Source organism: Winogradskyella sp. ABM4_392 (assembly GCF_056160445.1).
Genome location: NZ_JBSWXE010000001.1, coordinates 652,451 through 670,414 on the forward strand (window position 1 = coordinate 652,451; position 17,964 = coordinate 670,414).

At 32.8% G+C, this 17,964-nt stretch carries 18 protein-coding genes; 13 read left to right on the top strand and 5 right to left on the bottom strand.

Going from position 1 to position 17,964, the window contains the following annotated elements:
* Positions 1–2: 2 nt before the first annotated feature.
* From ACXAFS_RS02745 to ACXAFS_RS02770, 6 genes are all read left to right on the top strand, one after another.
* Positions 3–836 carry a tetratricopeptide repeat protein gene (locus tag ACXAFS_RS02745; protein WP_475305138.1) on the top strand — a complete coding sequence of 278 codons (834 nt, stop codon included), beginning with the start codon at positions 3–5 and terminating at the stop codon, positions 834–836.
* A 35-nt stretch (positions 837–871) separates the two neighbouring features.
* Positions 872–2,644 carry a BatD family protein gene (locus tag ACXAFS_RS02750; RefSeq protein WP_475305140.1) on the top strand — a complete coding sequence of 591 codons (1,773 nt, stop codon included), beginning with the start codon at positions 872–874 and terminating at the stop codon, positions 2,642–2,644.
* A gap of 1 nt (position 2,645) precedes the next feature.
* On the top strand, positions 2,646–3,407 hold the full coding sequence (locus ACXAFS_RS02755) for a tetratricopeptide repeat protein (protein WP_475305141.1): 762 nt from the start codon (positions 2,646–2,648) through the stop codon (positions 3,405–3,407).
* Between the two features lie 55 nt (positions 3,408–3,462).
* Positions 3,463–3,756 carry a hypothetical protein gene (locus ACXAFS_RS02760; protein WP_475305142.1) on the top strand — a complete coding sequence of 98 codons (294 nt, stop codon included), beginning with the start codon at positions 3,463–3,465 and terminating at the stop codon, positions 3,754–3,756.
* 88 nt (positions 3,757–3,844) lie between these two features.
* Positions 3,845–5,413 (top strand): SulP family inorganic anion transporter, encoded by a 1,569-nt coding sequence (locus ACXAFS_RS02765; RefSeq protein ID WP_475305144.1) that lies wholly within the window; start codon positions 3,845–3,847, stop codon positions 5,411–5,413.
* A 26-nt stretch (positions 5,414–5,439) separates the two neighbouring features.
* Positions 5,440–6,069: a carbonic anhydrase family protein gene (locus ACXAFS_RS02770; RefSeq protein WP_475305145.1), complete on the top strand. Its 630-nt coding sequence runs from the start codon at positions 5,440–5,442 to the stop codon at positions 6,067–6,069.
* Positions 6,070–6,120: 51 nt separating this feature from the next.
* Here ACXAFS_RS02770 and ACXAFS_RS02775 read toward each other — a convergent pair whose 3' ends face one another.
* A complete protein-coding gene (locus ACXAFS_RS02775) occupies positions 6,121–6,639 on the bottom strand; it encodes a CvpA family protein (protein ID WP_475305146.1) in 519 nt (172 codons plus the stop codon).
* Positions 6,640–6,749: 110 nt separating this feature from the next.
* Here ACXAFS_RS02775 and ACXAFS_RS02780 point away from each other — a divergent pair, with 110 nt between their 5' ends.
* The 5 genes from ACXAFS_RS02780 (at position 6,750) to ACXAFS_RS02800 (ending at position 9,505) form a co-directional block, all read left to right on the top strand.
* Positions 6,750–7,106, top strand: a complete 357-nt coding sequence (locus tag ACXAFS_RS02780; protein ID WP_475305148.1) for a hypothetical protein — start codon at positions 6,750–6,752, stop codon at positions 7,104–7,106.
* A gap of 60 nt (positions 7,107–7,166) precedes the next feature.
* A complete protein-coding gene (locus ACXAFS_RS02785; protein WP_475305149.1) occupies positions 7,167–7,568 on the top strand; it encodes a lipocalin-like domain-containing protein in 402 nt (133 codons plus the stop codon).
* A 128-nt stretch (positions 7,569–7,696) separates the two neighbouring features.
* Positions 7,697–8,716, top strand: a complete 1,020-nt coding sequence (gene pheS, locus ACXAFS_RS02790) for a phenylalanine--tRNA ligase subunit alpha (protein ID WP_076618776.1) — start codon at positions 7,697–7,699, stop codon at positions 8,714–8,716.
* Between the two features lie 50 nt (positions 8,717–8,766).
* On the top strand, positions 8,767–9,075 hold the full coding sequence (locus ACXAFS_RS02795; protein ID WP_475305151.1) for a GIY-YIG nuclease family protein: 309 nt from the start codon (positions 8,767–8,769) through the stop codon (positions 9,073–9,075).
* A gap of 34 nt (positions 9,076–9,109) precedes the next feature.
* On the top strand, positions 9,110–9,505 hold the full coding sequence (locus ACXAFS_RS02800; protein WP_475305152.1) for a hypothetical protein: 396 nt from the start codon (positions 9,110–9,112) through the stop codon (positions 9,503–9,505).
* A gap of 27 nt (positions 9,506–9,532) precedes the next feature.
* Here ACXAFS_RS02800 and ACXAFS_RS02805 read toward each other — a convergent pair whose 3' ends face one another.
* The gene (locus ACXAFS_RS02805; RefSeq protein ID WP_475305153.1) at positions 9,533–10,198 is read right to left on the bottom strand and encodes a hypothetical protein; all 666 of its coding nucleotides are present in this window, start codon (positions 10,196–10,198) and stop codon (positions 9,533–9,535) included.
* Positions 10,199–10,362: 164 nt separating this feature from the next.
* Positions 10,363–11,364 carry an NAD(P)H-dependent glycerol-3-phosphate dehydrogenase gene (locus ACXAFS_RS02810; RefSeq protein ID WP_475305155.1) on the bottom strand — a complete coding sequence of 334 codons (1,002 nt, stop codon included), beginning with the start codon at positions 11,362–11,364 and terminating at the stop codon, positions 10,363–10,365.
* Between the two features lie 133 nt (positions 11,365–11,497).
* Between ACXAFS_RS02810 and ACXAFS_RS02815 the strand changes: the two genes are divergently transcribed.
* A complete protein-coding gene (locus ACXAFS_RS02815; protein WP_475305156.1) occupies positions 11,498–12,442 on the top strand; it encodes a nicotinic acid mononucleotide adenyltransferase in 945 nt (314 codons plus the stop codon).
* Positions 12,443–12,614: 172 nt separating this feature from the next.
* Positions 12,615–13,238 (top strand): hypothetical protein, encoded by a 624-nt coding sequence (locus ACXAFS_RS02820; protein WP_475305158.1) that lies wholly within the window; start codon positions 12,615–12,617, stop codon positions 13,236–13,238.
* A 12-nt stretch (positions 13,239–13,250) separates the two neighbouring features.
* On the opposite strand, the gene ACXAFS_RS02825 is transcribed toward ACXAFS_RS02820, so the two are convergent.
* Together ACXAFS_RS02825 and mfd are read right to left on the bottom strand one after the other, a co-directional pair.
* Positions 13,251–14,552, bottom strand: coding sequence for a TlpA family protein disulfide reductase (locus tag ACXAFS_RS02825; RefSeq protein WP_475305160.1), 1,302 nt, complete (start codon positions 14,550–14,552; stop codon positions 13,251–13,253).
* A 41-nt stretch (positions 14,553–14,593) separates the two neighbouring features.
* Positions 14,594–17,932, bottom strand: coding sequence for a transcription-repair coupling factor (mfd, locus tag ACXAFS_RS02830; protein ID WP_475305161.1), 3,339 nt, complete (start codon positions 17,930–17,932; stop codon positions 14,594–14,596).
* Positions 17,933–17,964: the final 32 nt, after the last annotated feature.

A 17,964-nucleotide genomic window follows, 5' to 3' on the forward strand; every position in this document is an offset into this window, starting at 1 on the left:
AGATGAAGATTTACATATTAGTTATAGTTGTTTTAACAGGTTGTTTTGGCTATTCACAAGACAAGAGTAAAGAACAGTTAAAGAAAGAAAGAAAAGCTACAGATTTGGTTTATGAAGCTAATGAATTGGCTCAAAAAGAAGACTACATTTCTGCTGAAATGGAGTACAGAAGAGCCATTTCTAATGCACCTAGTAAAGCTGTAGGTGCTTATAATCTTGCCAATACTTATTATAAAAAAGGCAATTATAATGAAGCTTTATTTAGAACACAAGAAGCTGTTGAAAATGCAAAAACCAAAGATGAAAGGCACAGAGCTTTTCACAATCTAGGTAATATTTTAATGCAAGAAGAAAACTGTAAAGATGCGGTTGAGGCGTTCAAAAATGCATTAAGAAATAATCCTTCAGATGAAGAAACCAGGTATAATTTTGCTTTAGCCAAGGAATGTGCCGAGCAGCAGCAAGATGGTGGTGGTGAAGATGATAAAAAGGACGAAAATAAGGAAGAAGAAAAAGACAAAGAGAAAGAAGAAAAGAAAGAAGACGAAAATAAAGATAACAAGGATAATAAAGACGAAGGCGACGACGAGAAAAAAGAAGGAGACAAAGAGGAAGACGATAAAGGTAAACCTCAAGATGATAAGAAAGATGACGGTAAAGGAGATAAAGAGAAAAAAGACCCAAATCAAAAATCTAAACCCAAACCAGGTCAGATGTCTCCTCAGCAAATAAAGAATATTCTTGAAGCCATGCAGAATCAAGAACAAAAGGTTCAGCAAAAAATAAATGCTGAAAAGCAAAAAGGAGCTAAAGTAAGGACAGAAAAAGATTGGTAGTTTACAGAGAAGTTACTTATCATTGTGGCCATAAAATGAAAATCATCAAAAACATATCGATAATTTTATTTTTGCTTGTGTCTGGCATATCCTATGCACAAGTTAAGTTTGAAGCCAAAGTAAGCAAACAAAAATTAGGTGTTAATGAGCGCTTACGAATTGATTTTGAGATGAATCAAGACGGAGACAATTTTGTACCTCCTAACTTTGATGATTTTACGGTTGTTGGTGGTCCAAATACGTCTTTAAAGAACTTGTATGTCAATGGTAAAAGAACGTATCAAAAAACCTATAGTTATTTTTTATCACCAAAAAAGAAAGGCAAATTTACCATAAAACAAGCTACTATAGAGATTGATGGAGAGGTTTACAAAACCTTTCCTTTAACCGTTACAGTAACAGCTGCAGTAGATAAACCAAATGGTCCGCCAGATGCTTCAGATATCGCCTCAGACAAAATCCATTTGGTGGCTGAAGTATCTAATAGTAATCCTTATTTAAACGAACCAACAACGGTAGTCTATAAGCTTTATGTTTCTACAGAAGTTGGAATTAGTAGTAATTGGAGAGAAAAACAAACACCAAGGTACAACGACTTTTGGAGTCAGAATATCGAAATAAAAGGGCTTAACATTCAAAGAGGTGAATATAAAGGAGAAGACTATCGTTATGTTGTCTTAAGAAAAACAGTCTTATATCCTCAAAAAACAGGAAAATTAAAGTTAGAACCTCTAGTTTTAGATATTACAGTAGAAGTACCTACAGGCAGAGCTAATATTTTTGGTCAGCAGATAATGACTCAAGTGCCCAAAACGGTAACAGCAGGCAGTAGGACTATAAATGTAAAACCATTACCAGAACAAGGTAAACCATCAGATTTTAAGGGTGCAGTTGGTGATTTTGATTTTAAGGTTACAACGTCAAAAAATCAATTAAATGCTACAGAATCCTTACAAGCAAAAATTGAGGTTTCTGGTAGAGGAAATCTTAAATTATTTGAACTGCCTAAGTTAACAACTCCAAGTTCTTTAGAAGTATATGAGCCAGAACATAAAGAGAGCGTTAGGACAAACCTGGGAGGTATGCAAGGTAGTATTTCAGATACTTATACCATTGTACCGCAATATCGTGGGAAATACCCAGTACCATCCATATCGTTTTCTTATTTCGATCTTAAAACCGAAAGTTACAAACGCATTACATCAGACGAAATTATAATAGATGTTGTCGAAGGGCCAACGGCTACTACTGAGAATTCAGAAAATACATCAACAACAACTAAACAGGCCGTAAAGCCTAATGCAAATGCTTTTGCTTTTATAAAAACGAGTTCTAATTGGGAGTCTATGACAACCAAAGACTTTTTTAAGTCAACAAGTTTTTGGTGTCTGTTATTGTTACCGTTTCTAGCAATTCCATTAGCTATTGTAATCCGAAGAGAAAAAGACAAACGCGATGCTGATGTAGTTGGTAGTCGTATTAGAAAAGCAGACCGTTTAGCAAAAAAGTACTTGAGTGAAGCCAAGAAGAATCTTGGACAAAAGGAAGCATTTTATGAGTCATTAGAGCGAGCTCTTCATAATTATTTAAAGGCAAAATTGCGCATTGAGACGAGTGATTTTAATAAAGAAAAAATAGAAACATTACTCACCCAAAAAAATGTAGATAATAATGTTGTTTCTGAGTTTATCTCAATTTTAGAGAGTTGCGAATTGGCAAGATATACTCCAATAACAAATGTAACCATGCAGAATGATTACGATAAAGCGGCAAAAACAATTTCATTAATAGATAAACAAATAAGGTAGTATGAGGAAGATTTTATTTCTATTAGTGGTTTGTGTTACTTGTTTTGGTTTTTCTCAAAACAATCAGCTATTTGAAGAAGCAAATGCTTTGTATAATGATGGCAAATATGCCGAGGCTATTGATAAGTATGAGGCTATTTTAGTGTCTGAACAACATTCTGCTGAACTATATTTTAACTTAGGAAACGCTAACTATAAGCTTAATAATGTAGCGCCAAGCATTTATTATTACGAAAAGGCGTTACTGCTAAATCCAGATGATGAGGATATTAAAAACAATCTGGCAGGTTATGCACAAAATATGACTGTTGATGCTATAGAAACTGTCCCACAGGTTGGTTTTGCTAGAATTATTAATAATGTTGTTAATACCTTCAGTACAGATGTTTGGGCCAAAATGGCAATTACAGGTGTTCTTATTTTTGTAATCTTGTTTTTACTTTATCACTTTTCTTATGCAACTTCAAAAAAGCGAATAGCCTTTGTTGTAAGTCTAATCAGTTTGTTTTTTGCTTGTTTTTCAGTTGCTATGGCATTTCAGAAGGAAAGTTTAGACCATAAAGATAATCCTGCGATTGTTTTTGCTAAGGAATCTAGAGTAAAGTCAGAAGCCAATAAAACTTCTGAGGAGGTTTTTAGACTTCACGAAGGTACTAAAGTACAAGTTTTAGAGACCTACGATGATTGGTATAAAATTGAACTTTCAGATAAATCTACAGGTTGGATTCCTTCAAAAGACATAAAAATATTAAAGACCTTTTAGATATTGTTAACAAAATCATATATTGTGAGTGTTATATTTGCTTATAGCACAACCTATGATTTTAAAAAGAACTATTGCACTGTGCTTTGTGATATTATTCACATTGATAATTAGTGCACCAACCATTATTGTATCCTGCGATGATTCTGCAGATATCTCTGCATTTTTCGGAATGAATGAAGAAGAAGAGCAAGAGGATATAAAACTTCTTTTTGATTATACAGTTGAGTTAACTGAAGATTTTTCAACAGACACTTCTAAAGTTGAGTACATAGGCTATACAAGCAATAAGTACCACAAACCACACTTAAATTTAATTTCACCTCCTCCCGAGAAACGTTTTGTATAGTTTCCATCAATCAAAATGTTTAAAAAAGGTTTCAAAATTTAATTTATAAAAGACTTAGAGGTTCCTCTAAGCATAAATAGTATTTATTATGTTCAAATATTTAAAAAATGATTTGCCAGCAAGTATTGTTGTATTCTTTGTAGCATTACCCTTGTGTTTAGGTATTGCTGTAGCAAGTGATGCACCACCTTTTGCGGGCTTAATAGCCGGTATTATTGGTGGTATTGTTGTAGGATTAATATCTGGTTCGGAGGTTGGTGTTAGTGGTCCTGCAGCAGGCTTGGCAGCGATTGTGTTGGCAGCAATTGCATCTTTAGGTTATGAAGCCTTTTTAGTAGCAGTAGTTTTAGGCGGTGTAATACAAATTCTCTTTGGAATCTTAAAACTAGGAATTATCGGATACTATTTTCCATCTTCTGTAATTAAAGGTATGTTAACAGGAATAGGTATTATTATCATCTTAAAGCAAATTCCTCATTTCTTTGGAATTGATAAAGATCCTGAAGGAAACTTTGTATTGTTTGGCGGTAATAGTAATGTGTTTTCGGATATTATTAGTATACCTCAAAACCTTGGTTTGGGTTCAACAGTTATTGCACTTTTAGCGATGGGAATATTAATCCTTTGGTCTCAAGTATTAACTAAAAAGCATAACATTTTTAAACTTATACAAGGGCCTTTGGTAGCTGTTGTTGTCGGTGTTATCTTCTATATAATTGGTAAGGATTCTTCACTAAATATTGCGCAAAGTCATTTAGTTCAGGTTCCTGTACCAGATGGTATTGATAGTTTTCTAGGTCAATTTACGTTACCAGATTTTAGTGTTATAGGCTCTACTGAAGTATGGGTGACTGCATTTACTATTGCTTTGGTTGCGAGTTTAGAAACCCTTTTATGTGTTGAAGCTACAGATAAACTAGACCCTCAAAAGAGAGTGACTCCAACTAATCGCGAGTTATTAGCACAAGGTTCTGGCAACATCCTTTCAGGTTTAATAGGTGGAATTCCAATTACACAAGTTATAGTCCGTAGCTCGGCAAATATCCAATCAGGAAACAAAACAAAAGCAAGTGCCATTATTCATGGGTTCTTTTTATTAATATCTGTAATAATTATACCTAATGTTTTAAATATGATACCATTATCGGTATTAGCGGCAATTTTATTTATTGTAGGTTTTAAACTTGCTAAACCAGCAACTTTTAAAGCCATGTGGAATTCTGGATGGAAACAATTTGTACCCTTTATAGCAACAGTATTAATCATTGTATTTAAAGATTTACTTTGGGGAATAGGAATTGGTTTGGCAATTGGTATTATGGTAACATTATGGCACAGCTATAAGAACTCACACTTTTTACACAAAGAAGGTGAAGATATCGATGATGGTAAGATTAAAATGACTTTAGCTGAAGAGGTGACCTTTTTTAATAAAGCGGCAATTTTAAAAGAATTAGATCGTATACCAGAAAACTCTACTTTAGAGTTAGATGTTAGTAAAACAAGATTCTTAGATAATGATATTATAGAAATTCTTGAAGATTTTGCTTTTAAAGCTAAAGAACGAAACATTAATATTAAATTGTTTTCGCAACGCGGAAATGTTGAGAATCCAGATAGCTTTATAGAGTTTTTTAAACTAGAAAAAATACAATAACTAAGAATATTAATAATTAAGAGATAATGAAAAATTTAGCAATAACAAAAGATATACAGAGTGCACTAACACCTAATGGTGTTCTACAAGATTTATTAGATGGAAATAACCGCTTTGTTAACGGAAAATTAGAAGGTGCAGATAATGCAGCACTAGTTCAGCAAACAACAGGAGGGCAATTTCCAAAAGCTGTTGTATTATCATGTATAGATTCTCGTGTGCCAGTAGAAACTGTTTTAGATCAAGCAATTGGTGATGTTTTTGTGGCTAGAGTAGCGGGTAATTTTGAAAACACAGATATACTAGGAAGCTTAGAATATTCTTGTAACGTTGCAGGAAGTAAATTAATATTAGTACTAGGTCATGAAAGTTGCGGTGCAGTAAAAGCCGCATGTGATGGTGTTGAGCTAGGCAACATAACAGCAATGTTAGAAAACATTATGCCAGCAGTTAGAAAATCTGCTGATGAGATTGAAGGTGAAGCAAATTCATCTAATAAAGAATTTGTAGCTAAGACCGTAGAAAATAATGTAAGACTAACTATGGATAGAATTCGTGAGAAGAGTCCAATTCTAAAGGAAATGGAAGAGAATGGCGAGATTGCTATTGTTGGTGGTGTTTACAGCCTACATACTGGTAAAGTAGAAATGCTTTAAAAGGTAAAAATTTAAATAAGTAAAAAAGTCATTCATTAGAATGGCTTTTTTTTATGCCTCTTCTTCAGGTGTCGTATTTTGCTCTTCTTCACTTTTAATAAGATTAGGGAAAATCATCGGAGCAAGAGATTTTACAGGTTTATACAAGACACTTTCTTCTAAATCTTCCTTTTCCATAAAAGGTAGTGTGTTGTTTAGTTTATTAAAAACAATGAGTAAGACACTAAGGATGAGACCTATTTTAAGAGCACCAAACACGCCTCCAAGTAGTTTGTTTAAAAGACCTAAAGCGGCAAAATCAGCTAGTTTTGTTAAGGCTTTCCCAGCCAGACTTATAGCCAGTACTATAATTACAAACGTTATTGCAAATGCAACAATATTTATGGTTTTTTCGTTCCAGTCTACTTTAGATTCAAGTAAATCTGCAGCAAAATAGCTAAAGTGAATAGCACCATAAACTCCTAAAACAAGAGCAACTAGCGAAGCTATTTCAACAAAGAGTCCTTTAAAAAGACCTCTTATGAATCCAAATAGTAATAGGGCAGCTAAAACAATGTCAATAAAACTCATAAATAAAGCGATTTTGGCAAAAGTACATGATTTTTACCATTTTAAAATAATAACGATTATTGAGAGCTTTTAGTTTATTAACTTTGAAGCCACAATTTGTAAAGCGATTTATGGCAAGAGACGAACAGTTAAAGGAACGATGGGAATTAGTAGTAGAAAAACTATCTAAGCAATTTGCTGATGGTGATAGACTAGACCTAGATTCTATAATTTACCTAATTGGTGTACAAGAGCTTGGGCAAATACATCGTGAGTACAAAAAAGACCATAAATTAGATTTAATGCATATCGCCATATGTAAACTTTTGGAACCATATGGGTTTTACGAATTTGATTACGTAGATGACGATGGTTGGCCACATTACAAGGTAAAAGAACAGTTACCATTTTTAAAAGCTGGTGAACAAAGTGTGTTGATGAAAGAGGCTATTGTCAACTATTTTGTTGAAATGGAGTATATCGATTGATAATTGTAGGAAAATACCAAAAAAGCGTTATTTTGCATTCCTAATCTTAAATCAATTATCATGAAAAAATTACTAATTCTTTTTAGCATTTTTGCTTTAACATTCACATCTTGTAGCAGCGATGATGATGGTGGTTCTCAAGATCCATTCGTTGGAAATTGGAGATATTTTACCTCTTATGAAGATGGTGTTGAATTTCCTCTAGATGACTGCGAGAATCAAGACACCATAAATGTATCTTCTAATGGTACATTTACAACAACATTGCACGATGATTTTGGTAGTGGTTGCGAGGTGGATGAAGTTTTAAATGGTACTTGGGATAATCTTGGGGAAGGAATTTATTCTTCTACTATCGATGGGGATACTTTTGTACAGGAAGTATCTTTTGAAGGTAACAAGATGTACTTTGACGAAGTTGATGGTGGTGTTACTTATAGAGATGTTTTTATTAAAATATAAGTAAATTCCAAATAGTCTTATAAAAACTCCTTATGTTTAGTAAGGAGTTTTTTGTTTTATTCCATAAATTTGCCACTTGCTTTAAAACATACTGAAAACAAAATCAGTACAAGAAATTCAGCATAGAGATGATAGATAAGTTAAAAGAGTTGATAGCAGAAGCGGAAGCGTTTTCAGCACAGTCAAAAGAAGAAGTAGAAGCATTTAGAATTAAATATTTAGGGTCTAAAGGATTACTAAAACAGTATTTTGCTGAATTTAAAAATGTAGCAAACGAGCAAAAGAAAGAGTTTGGTCAGACTATTAATCAGCTTAAGAAAACTGCTGAGGACAAAGTAAATGCTTTAAAGGAATCTCTAGAAAGTCAAGAAGAGGATAAAGGCATTTATGGAGATTTATCTCGTCCAGGTGAGCCAATTGCTTTGGGTGCTCGTCATCCAATATCTATCGTTAAGAATCAAATTATTGATATTTTTTCGCGTATTGGTTTCAATGTTAGCGAAGGTCCAGAAATTGAAGATGATTGGCACAATTTTACAGCTTTAAACTTACCAGAATATCATCCAGCACGAGATATGCAGGATACGTTTTTCATTCAAACCAATCCAGATATTTTATTACGTACGCACACAAGTTCTGTGCAGGTACGTTATATGGAAAACAATAAACCACCTATCAGAACTATTTCACCTGGTCGCGTATATCGTAATGAAGCTATTTCGGCACGTTCGCATTGTTTCTTTCATCAAGTGGAAGGCTTGTATATAGACAAGGATGTGAGTTTTGCCGATTTAAAACAAACATTGCAATACTTTACAACTGAGATGTTTGGGAAATCAAAAATTCGCTTACGTCCATCGTATTTTCCGTTTACTGAGCCAAGTGCTGAGGTTGACGTGTATTGGGGACTTGAGACCGAAACCGATTATAAAATTACCAAAGGAACAGGTTGGTTAGAAATTATGGGTTGTGGTATGGTAGATCCTAATGTTTTAGAAAATTGTGGAATTGACTCCAAAGCATACTCTGGTTTTGCATTTGGTATGGGAATTGACAGAATTGCGATGTTACTTAATCAAATTAGCGACATCAGATTATTAAGTGAGAATGATGTACGTTTCTTGGAGCAGTTTAAGTCTGCTTTATAATTTTTTTGTCATTTCGAGCTTGTCGAGAAATCTAATTTAATTTATCGACCATGTCAAAAGTTATTGCTGCTCATAATTATTATGTCTATATAATAACCAATAAAAGCAAAACAGTCCTATATATTGGTGTTACAAATAATTTAGTTGATAGACTTCATTATCACAATAACCCTGAAGCGCATTCCAAATCTTTTTCTCATAAATATAAATGCAAACATCTTATCTATTACGAACATTTTTTAGATATTGAAGTTGCAATAAAAAGAGAAAAACAACTTAAGCGTTGGAGCAGGTCAAAAAAAGAAGATTTAATTAATTCTCAAAATCCTAATTGGGATTTTCTTAATGATAAGATTTGAGATTTCTCGGCAAGCTCGAAATGACATAGATATCATGAAAAAAGACATTAATATTCCAGAAGTAAAAGATGTACATGTTGCTGTTGTGCAAGAAGAACATTTAGAGTACAAAACGTTGGACTGGAATGCCTACATTATAAATAATAGCGATAAAGATTTAGAGACCGTACTTATTGTTTCTCAAGGAAAATCTGAAACCAAAATGACACCACCAATGCGTCATACACTTGCAAAACTTCCTGCGCGTAGTTATGCCAAAATTGAGTTTATGCAAGAGAAGGTTTTAGAATTGAATAACTCGTTTAAAGTCACCTTTTTTGAAGGCAACCAAATGTTTGATAAAACCTATTTGTTCAGAAAAAACACCATTAACGCAAAGGCTTTACAAGCTATTCCTTTAATGCAGTTGAAAGGTGTTTTGGTAAAGTAAAATTACAGTGATTTTAAATTTAAAAAATCAATCTATGATTTTTGTATACTTGGCTAAATCTTGGTCTGTGCTATCGTAACTTTCTTTAGAATTAAGTACTATTTCCAAAACATTAGGTTTAGTTAAAAGAGCATTGTATGCCATTAGTTTATGATGTCCATCCAGTAAAAAACTACACCCTGTTTCATTTCCAAAGTCCTTTCTAAATGAAAGTAACAAAGGTTTCAACCCCTTTTTTATTTCAACTTTATAATTTTCAATAATGTCAAAATTTAAATCAGATTTAAATAAAGTACACATAAGAGGTAATCGACAATCTGAAAAATCTCGTTCAACAAGTTCATAATCTTTGGATTTATATGGGAGATGAAACTCACCAAGTTCGTAGTTCCCATATTCAATATAATAATTTCCTTTTTGAAAGTATTTCAAAAAATTAGATATAATGGGATTTTTTTGATTGATTAAATCTGATTCAGTCAAAAAATCAAATTCAATTTGTTTCAGTATTTTATTTATAAAATTTGAACTTTGACCTGTTTTTATGAAATAAGAGTTTGGGAAATTTTGATGAGGTCCTTCTATATTTAAGCATATTTTGTTTCCCAAAATCTCCAACCATTCAATTGTACCGTCATAATAAATAACAACACTGCCATTTCCATTTAAATTATTATAGTGTTGAGTTTTCATTTTAAATGAGCCTTGTAGTAAGTGTAACTTATAAATGAATCTATCTATAAAAAGATAATTCATTTATAATATATCATGACATATTTTAAAGTTTTATCCATGAGGTTTATTCAATAACTGAGAAAATTAGATCCTGAATCAAGTTCAGGATGACAGCGCGACTATCAATCCAACTTCTCAGTCAGTTTCTGAAAAACCTTTTTAGGATTTTTGTTTTCGTAAAGCACTTCGTAAACCGCATTAATTATAGGTAAGCGTGTCTTCTTTTTATTCTTTTTATTAAGTTCAAAAGCACTTTTGGTAGCGTAATACCCTTCAGCAACCATATTCATTTCCATTTGTGCTGATTTTACGGTGTAGCCTTTGCCAATCATATTACCAAACATTCTATTTCTAGAGAACACAGAATAACCTGTAACCAACAAATCACCCAAATAAGCAGAGTTATTGATGTTACGTTTCATCTTGTGCATTTTCTTTATAAAACGTTTCATTTCACGAATAGAGTTACTCATTAAAACACTTTGGAAGTTGTCACCATAACCAAGTCCGTGTGCAATTCCGGCAGCAATTGCATAAATATTCTTCAGCATTACAGCATATTCTACACCGATGATATCATCACTTATTTTGGTTTTTATATAATCGCTAGATAATGTATTGGCTATTTCCTGTGCTCTTGTGGCATCAGCGCAAGAAATAGTAAGATAAGATAAGCGCTCTAAAGCTACTTCTTCTGCATGGCATGGACCTGCGATTACTGCAATTTTTTCAAATGGAATATTATAAATATCATGAAAATGCTCGCCAACCAACAATCCAGATTCAGGGATTATACCTTTTACAGCAGAAACAACAGTTTTATTACTGATATCTGAAGTGAGTTTTTCTAATTCGGAATGCATAAAAGCAGACGGAATTGCGAAAATGAGCACATCTGCCCATTCAGCAATTTCATTTATATCATTGCTTAGATTTAACTGCTCTGTATGAAATTCAACAGAGCTTAAATAACTAGGATTGTGCTGCTCCTTTAATATGTGTTCTTTGGTGTAAACGCTACGCATGTACCAACCTACTTCATCTAAGTTTTCGCAAAGCATTTTTACAATGGCTGTTGCCCAACTTCCTGCACCAAATACAGCATATTTTTTAGATTCACTCATAGAATATATGTCGATTTTGTATTTCAAAAATACATAAAATATAACTGTTATAAGGCTTCAATCTGAGGCATCATTTTGAATTTGGCACAGGTTTTGAAATTATAACCATAGTAACCCTAAAAACCGTTGAATTATGAAGACATTGAAATTACTTTTCGGATTTGCACTTAGTGCTACGCTTCTTACGTCTTGTTACACGGAAGAGTTACATATTAATGATAATGGACCTGCAATTTCTTTAGATCAGTTATTGCACTCCTATGAACTGTGGTATGTAGATGTTAATGCAACACAAGGCTATGGTGAAACACCTTTTTTACAAATAGCTTTTACCTTAACTTTTGATAATGGTCGCCTTTTTGCTAATAATAATTTAGTTGGCATTGGTAGCCAAGGCAACGGTTTTGGTGTACAAATAGGAAATTATGATGCCTATAATATGATATTAGATGTAGACCATGTGATTGATGGCTTTGATAGTTTTGATGTTTACCAAATAGATCATAATACCATTGAGCTTTATAACCCGTTTAATGATACATCTTACTTTTTAGATGGTTATCAGAGATCTACTTTTGATTATGATTTTGTGTTCTATGATAATATTCATTATTTCTTACAGGAGTATGAAGCTTGGGAGAAAGTTTATACAAGCAATTTTGGAGCTATAAACGAGTTTGATAACGAAAACTATCTACAGTTTTTATCTGGTGGAAACGACTCTACATTTAGAAGTTCTCAGGATGTAAATATTAACAATCCAGACAACATATATTGGGATTATACTGGTGTTTATGGTGTAGGGAATGTTACAGGTAATATGTACCTAAAAACTTTAACGTTAGATTATGATTTCTTCGACAATGAATTCTTTGAATTGAGCGTTATTAATGATGGAACTATAGAACTATATCATCCAAATTCTGGAACGGTATATGAGTTTGAAGGTAGAGGATATATAGCATACTATAGAAGTTCTGATGCGCAAGGTAACATTACAAAGAAAGAAGAAAGGCCTAAAAAGCGTAAACAAAAAACACCTAAGGTAGATAACCTTAGAGAAAATACAAGAAGCTAAATTTTGGTTGGTTATTTAGTTTCAAAACGCTCAGTCGATACTCGTTGGCTGAGCGTTTTCTTTTTAAATATAAATTAGTTGTAATAAAAATCTAAAGTAGACTATATCTTTAAACTTATTATAGCTTTTAGTATTTTTATAACTACACTATTTTCAACCTAATAATGTTTCAATGAAAGTAAATTTAATCTATGCTTTTTTAATTTTTACACAAATATATAATGCTCAAATTAAAGAAGAATTCAATTTTTTAGCAGATGAGGTATGTGAATGCATAGAAAACACAACAAAAGTTAATGTAAGAAGAATTAATCGTTGTCAGAATAAAGTATTTAGAAAGAACGAAGAAAAGATAGAAGGATTAATTAAGGATTTGGATACTACGTCAGAGTACAAAAAAATACGAAAACATTTTGCACAATTTATATTAGCTTATGGTTTGAAAGATTCCCTCTTCAGTAAATGCAAAACATATAAAAGAGTCATGATTAATGAAGCTTATAAATCTTCTAAGAAGCAATTTATTAATAATGCTTATGCTAATGTCTGTAAAGAGATAAGCAATAATAAAGAAGAATATCAAAATATTTGGGATGTGTTTGGTTACATAACTGAATATATGCTAGAAAATGTAGAAGAATTTAAAGAAATAGCTCGTTATTATTTTTATGAAAGAGAAAGAACTGATGAAACGATTCAAAAGTTTCAAGATATTATAAATACAGAATTGAAAAACAAACTATACAAAAAGAGCAAATACTACAGGCAACTTATGAAGGATTTAAAGAAGAAATAATTTTAATTAAACTTACAAACCCTTTATAACCACCTCTAAATCCTCAAAAGAATAAGGTTTAGACATAATAATCTTATCATTGCTTAATAAGAAATACATTGGTGTAGCTGCAACTCCATAGGTTTTTACAATTGGGTTGTCCCATTTACCTAGTCCTATATTATGAATAAAATCTGGATACTTTTTTATTTCTTGCGTCCATTTAGATGGTTCTTCTTCTAAACCAAAAGCAACCACTTTAATATTACTTTTATTAGCAACCAAAGCTTTAACTTTTGGAAGCTCATTAAGACAATGACCACAACCGCTACTCCAAAATACAAGTAAGTAGTATTCAGATCCTTTAAGATCGTGAAGGCTCGTGGTAGTTTCAGAAGAAACGATTTCAAAATTTGGAGCTTTAGTACCAATAGAGGTGTTCTTGTAAGAACTTATAGTTTCGGCTAATACTTTATTACCTGTTTGATTTGCTAAATCTAATAAATGCTTATCGGTAATATAATTAGCGACGTTATGATTTTCTTGCGATACAAAGCGTTGCCATAATAGTTCTAATAGATACGTTTTTATATTCAAATCTTTATTATCTATGGCACTAGCAACATCATCTATTAAAGTTTTGTAAGTGTCGTTTGTTGGGTTTTCTACCATGTTAAATACATAAGACACAACACGATCTATCAAAAATGTAGAACTTTGTAAAATATAGTTGCTGAAGTCTATTTGACTGAAATAGTTATTTTTTACATTTTTAGAATAGGTGTTAAAATCTTCATATTCAGCAGGAATATAAGGCCTGTTAGCCATAATAAAAGCCGAAACTAATTTACCTTGAGAAGAGGTTTCATAATTGGTTTGTGTTTCTTTTAAAACATTAAAAACCGACTTAAAACCTTCTTTGTCCTTGCCGTCCTTTTCGTAATAATTGGCAATGGTTTGGTTAACCATATCCATACTTTTTAGGTAAGATGCCCAAAGTTTATTTTCTTCTGACTCTGTAAATTCTACACCATGTTCTTGGCTGAAATTAAAAGCCACAGTTTCTTTACCATCATAGATAAAATCAAAATTATTTTCTTCTGGCGGAATTGCATAAACGATTTTGTAAATACCAGGTGCAGCACTAGAATCTATTTTAATTTCAAATTGCCCTTCGTTATTTAATTCACCATGACTTACATAATTGGCTCCTTCTGGAGTAGCCTCATATAAGAATGCATGTGTAAAATCTTCGGATGGTGAAAATGTACCTTTAACGCTTTGTCCAAAAGCTAAAAGAGGAAGAATTAATAGAATCGTAGCTAGTTTTTTCATAATTAGATTTAAAATTTTGTTGCACAAAACAACTCCAATAATTAAGCCATAATGGGTTGCAACGCATTTAATGCAGCAGAAACATTATTTATCTTTTCAAAAGTAATTAATAATCTTAAACCATTTCGGGTTTGCTTTTCTTTCATTTTACATTTTGAAGCATTCATTTGTACAAATTGTAAAACTCTACTAAAGTCGTTACTCTGATAAAATTTACTTTGCTGATCTTGAATAAAATAACCGATTAATTTACCTTTTTTCATAATGACTTTTTCAAGTCCCATTTTAGTAGCAATCCATTTTAAACGAACACTATCAAACAAATCTTGAACTTGCGTTGGCAATTCACCAAAACGGTCAATGATTTCAGATTCAAATTTCTGTAACTCTTCTTCTGTTTTTATCTCGTTGAGTTTGGTGTACAGATTTAAGCGTTCTGTTATGCTATTAACGTAATCATCTGGGAAAAGCAACTCAAAATCAGTGTCTATGGTAATATCCTTAACGTATTGTTTAGGCTTGCCATCATCTTTGTATAAATCAGCAAATTCAGACTCTTTAAGCTCTTCAATGGCTTCATTTAAGATTTTTTGATAAGTGTCAAATCCAATATCATTTATAAAACCACTTTGCTCACCACCAAGTAAATCACCAGCACCACGAATTTCCAAATCCTTCATGGCAATATTAAAACCACTACCTAGCTCTGTAAATTGTTCTAGTGCTTGTATACGTTTACGTGCATCTGTAGTCATGGCAGAATACTCTGGTGTTATAAAATAGCAGAATGCTTTTTTGTTGCTACGACCTACACGACCACGCATTTGGTGCAAATCACTTAGTCCAAAATTATTTGCGTTATTGATAAAAATAGTATTGGCATTAGGGACATCTAAACCACTTTCTACAATGGTTGTACTTACTAAAACATCAAATTCGCCATTCATAAAGGCCAGCATTAATTGTTCTAGCTTTTTACCATCTAACTGGCCATGACCAATGGCAATTTTTGCATCAGGCACCAAACGTTGAATCATACCAGCTACTTCCTTAATGTTCTCTATACGATTATGAATAAAAAACACTTGTCCACCACGTTGAATCTCATAACTTACAGCATCTCTAATCGTTTCTTCATTAAAACGAATAACGTGACTTTCTATAGGATAACGGTTTGGAGGTGGAGTTGTAATTACCGATAAATCTCTAGCAGCCATTAAACTAAACTGTAGCGTACGTGGAATAGGTGTTGCTGTTAGTGTGAGTACATCAACATTTTCTTTTATGGTCTTTAGTTTTTCTTTTACAGCGACACCAAACTTTTGCTCTTCGTCCACGATGAGCAGTCCTAAATCTTTAAACTTTACAGTTTTATTGGCGAGTTGGTGCGTACCAATTATAATGTCTACACCACCCTTTTCTAGGCTTTCTAAAGTTTCTCGTTTTTCTTTAGCAGTTCTAAAACGGTTAACATAATCTACCGTAACTGGAAAATCCTTTAAACGTTCTTTAAACGTTCGGTAATGTTGATAAGCTAATATGGTTGTTGGTACTAAAACTGCAACTTGTTTACCATTATCTACTGCTTTAAAAGCTGCTCTTATAGCAACTTCAGTTTTACCAAAACCTACATCGCCACAAACCAAACGATCCATTGGACGTTCGCTTTCCATGTCTGCTTTTATATCTGCAGTAGACGAAACTTGGTCTGGAGTATCTTCATAAATAAATGAGGCTTCTAACTCCAATTGCATATGACTATCTGGAGCATACTGAAACCCTTTCTTTAATTTACGTTTGGCGTAAAGTTTAATAAGGTTAAAAGCAATCTCCTTAACACGAGATTTGGTTTTTTGTTTAAGTGTTTTCCAAGCTTTACTCCCTAGTTTGTAAACCTTGGGTGGTTTGCCATCTTTACCATTAAACTTAGTGATTTTATGTAAAGAATGTATACTTAAATACAGCACATCGCGTTCGCCATACACCAATTTTATGGCTTCTTGTTTTTTGCCTTCTACATCTATTTTTTGAAGTCCTCCAAATCTTCCAATACCATGGTCAATGTGCGTAACATAATCTCCAACTTCTAAATTGGTGAGCTCCTTAAGCGTAATGGCTTGCTTTTTGGCGTAACCGTTTTTTAGGTGGAACTTATGATAACGATCAAAAATCTGATGGTCTGTATAAACTGCAATTTTATTGTCGCTATCTATAAAACCTTGATAAAGTGATAATACGACTGTTTTATAATGAATTTCCTCTTGTTCGGCATCATCAAAAATATCATGAAAACGTTTGGCTTGCTGCTCACTTACACATGCGATGTAACTGGTAATACCATTAGCATGGTTTTCATTTAAGTCTTCAATTAATAAGTTGAATTGCTTATTAAAAGACGGTTGTGGTTTGGTGTTGAAAACGATATTCTCGTTGCTTAAAACAGTTGAAGTACCGAACTCAACCAAATTATAGTCTAAAAACTGTCGTTTTAGTAATTCTGAATTACAAAACAATTCTTCAGGAGAGGCATGTTTTATCTCAGTAGATAAGTTTTTGAAGGCCTCTTCTGCCTTTCCAAAAAACTCATCAATCCTTGAGAAAATAAATGAAGGGTTTTTAGCAAATAGAACCGTCTTGCTAGAAATATATTTTAAAAAGCTTTCACGTTGCTCTGCAATCTGCTTATTAGCAACATTTGGAATGATGCTTACTTTTTTAATGCGCTCAGTAGAGAGTTGTGTTTCTACATCAAAAGTTCTAATACTATCTACCTCATCACCAAAAAACTCAATTCGGTAAGGCTCATCGTGCGAAAAAGAAAAGACGTCTATAATACCACCTCTTACAGAAAATTCACCTGGTTCTGTAACAAAATCTACGCGTTTAAACTTGTATTCAAAAAGAACTTCGTTTACAAAATCGATACTCAGTTCGTTGCCTACAGCAATTTTTAAAGTATTTTTTTCTAGTTCTTTTTTGGTAACCACCTTTTCAAAAAGCGCATCTGGATAGGTAACAATAATACACGGCTTTTTGCGAGAATTGATGCGATTAAGCACTTCTGCTCTTAAAAGCACATTGGCATTGTTGGTTTCCTCTATTTGGTATGGTCTTCTATAACTGCCAGGATAGAATAAAACATCTTTATCATTGATGAGTTGTTCTAAATCGTTGAGGTAATAGGCAGCTTCTTCTTTGTCATCAAAAATGAGTAAAAATGGCTTTTCGGCGGACTTAAAAACTTCAGAAACAACAATAGAAAAAGAAGAGCCTACAAGACCTTTTAGGTGTGTCTTATTTTGAGTTTGGGCAATAGAATTCTGCAGATTTTGCAGTTGCAAAGTCTGTGAAAAGGTTTGCGAGATAAGGGTTTTGCTCACTAGATGCTTTATTTTTTAGTGAGTTGCAAATA

Excerpts from the sequence above, each read along its gene's own strand:
- ACXAFS_RS02745 (WP_475305138.1), top strand. The coding sequence starts at position 3 with ATGAAGATTTACATATTAGTTATAGTTGTTTTAACAGGTTGTTTTGGC.
- ACXAFS_RS02750 (WP_475305140.1), top strand. The coding sequence starts at position 872 with ATGAAAATCATCAAAAACATATCGATAATTTTATTTTTGCTTGTGTCT.
- ACXAFS_RS02755 (WP_475305141.1), top strand. The coding sequence starts at position 2,646 with ATGAGGAAGATTTTATTTCTATTAGTGGTTTGTGTTACTTGTTTTGGT.
- ACXAFS_RS02760 (WP_475305142.1), top strand. The coding sequence starts at position 3,463 with ATGATTTTAAAAAGAACTATTGCACTGTGCTTTGTGATATTATTCACA.
- ACXAFS_RS02765 (WP_475305144.1), top strand. The coding sequence starts at position 3,845 with ATGTTCAAATATTTAAAAAATGATTTGCCAGCAAGTATTGTTGTATTC.
- ACXAFS_RS02770 (WP_475305145.1), top strand. The coding sequence starts at position 5,440 with ATGAAAAATTTAGCAATAACAAAAGATATACAGAGTGCACTAACACCT.
- ACXAFS_RS02775 (WP_475305146.1), bottom strand. The coding sequence starts at position 6,639 with ATGAGTTTTATTGACATTGTTTTAGCTGCCCTATTACTATTTGGATTC.
- ACXAFS_RS02780 (WP_475305148.1), top strand. The coding sequence starts at position 6,750 with ATGGCAAGAGACGAACAGTTAAAGGAACGATGGGAATTAGTAGTAGAA.
- ACXAFS_RS02785 (WP_475305149.1), top strand. The coding sequence starts at position 7,167 with ATGAAAAAATTACTAATTCTTTTTAGCATTTTTGCTTTAACATTCACA.
- pheS (WP_076618776.1), top strand. The coding sequence starts at position 7,697 with ATGATAGATAAGTTAAAAGAGTTGATAGCAGAAGCGGAAGCGTTTTCA.
- ACXAFS_RS02795 (WP_475305151.1), top strand. The coding sequence starts at position 8,767 with ATGTCAAAAGTTATTGCTGCTCATAATTATTATGTCTATATAATAACC.
- ACXAFS_RS02800 (WP_475305152.1), top strand. The coding sequence starts at position 9,110 with ATGAAAAAAGACATTAATATTCCAGAAGTAAAAGATGTACATGTTGCT.
- ACXAFS_RS02805 (WP_475305153.1), bottom strand. The coding sequence starts at position 10,198 with ATGAAAACTCAACACTATAATAATTTAAATGGAAATGGCAGTGTTGTT.
- ACXAFS_RS02810 (WP_475305155.1), bottom strand. The coding sequence starts at position 11,364 with ATGAGTGAATCTAAAAAATATGCTGTATTTGGTGCAGGAAGTTGGGCA.
- ACXAFS_RS02815 (WP_475305156.1), top strand. The coding sequence starts at position 11,498 with ATGAAGACATTGAAATTACTTTTCGGATTTGCACTTAGTGCTACGCTT.
- ACXAFS_RS02820 (WP_475305158.1), top strand. The coding sequence starts at position 12,615 with ATGAAAGTAAATTTAATCTATGCTTTTTTAATTTTTACACAAATATAT.
- ACXAFS_RS02825 (WP_475305160.1), bottom strand. The coding sequence starts at position 14,552 with ATGAAAAAACTAGCTACGATTCTATTAATTCTTCCTCTTTTAGCTTTT.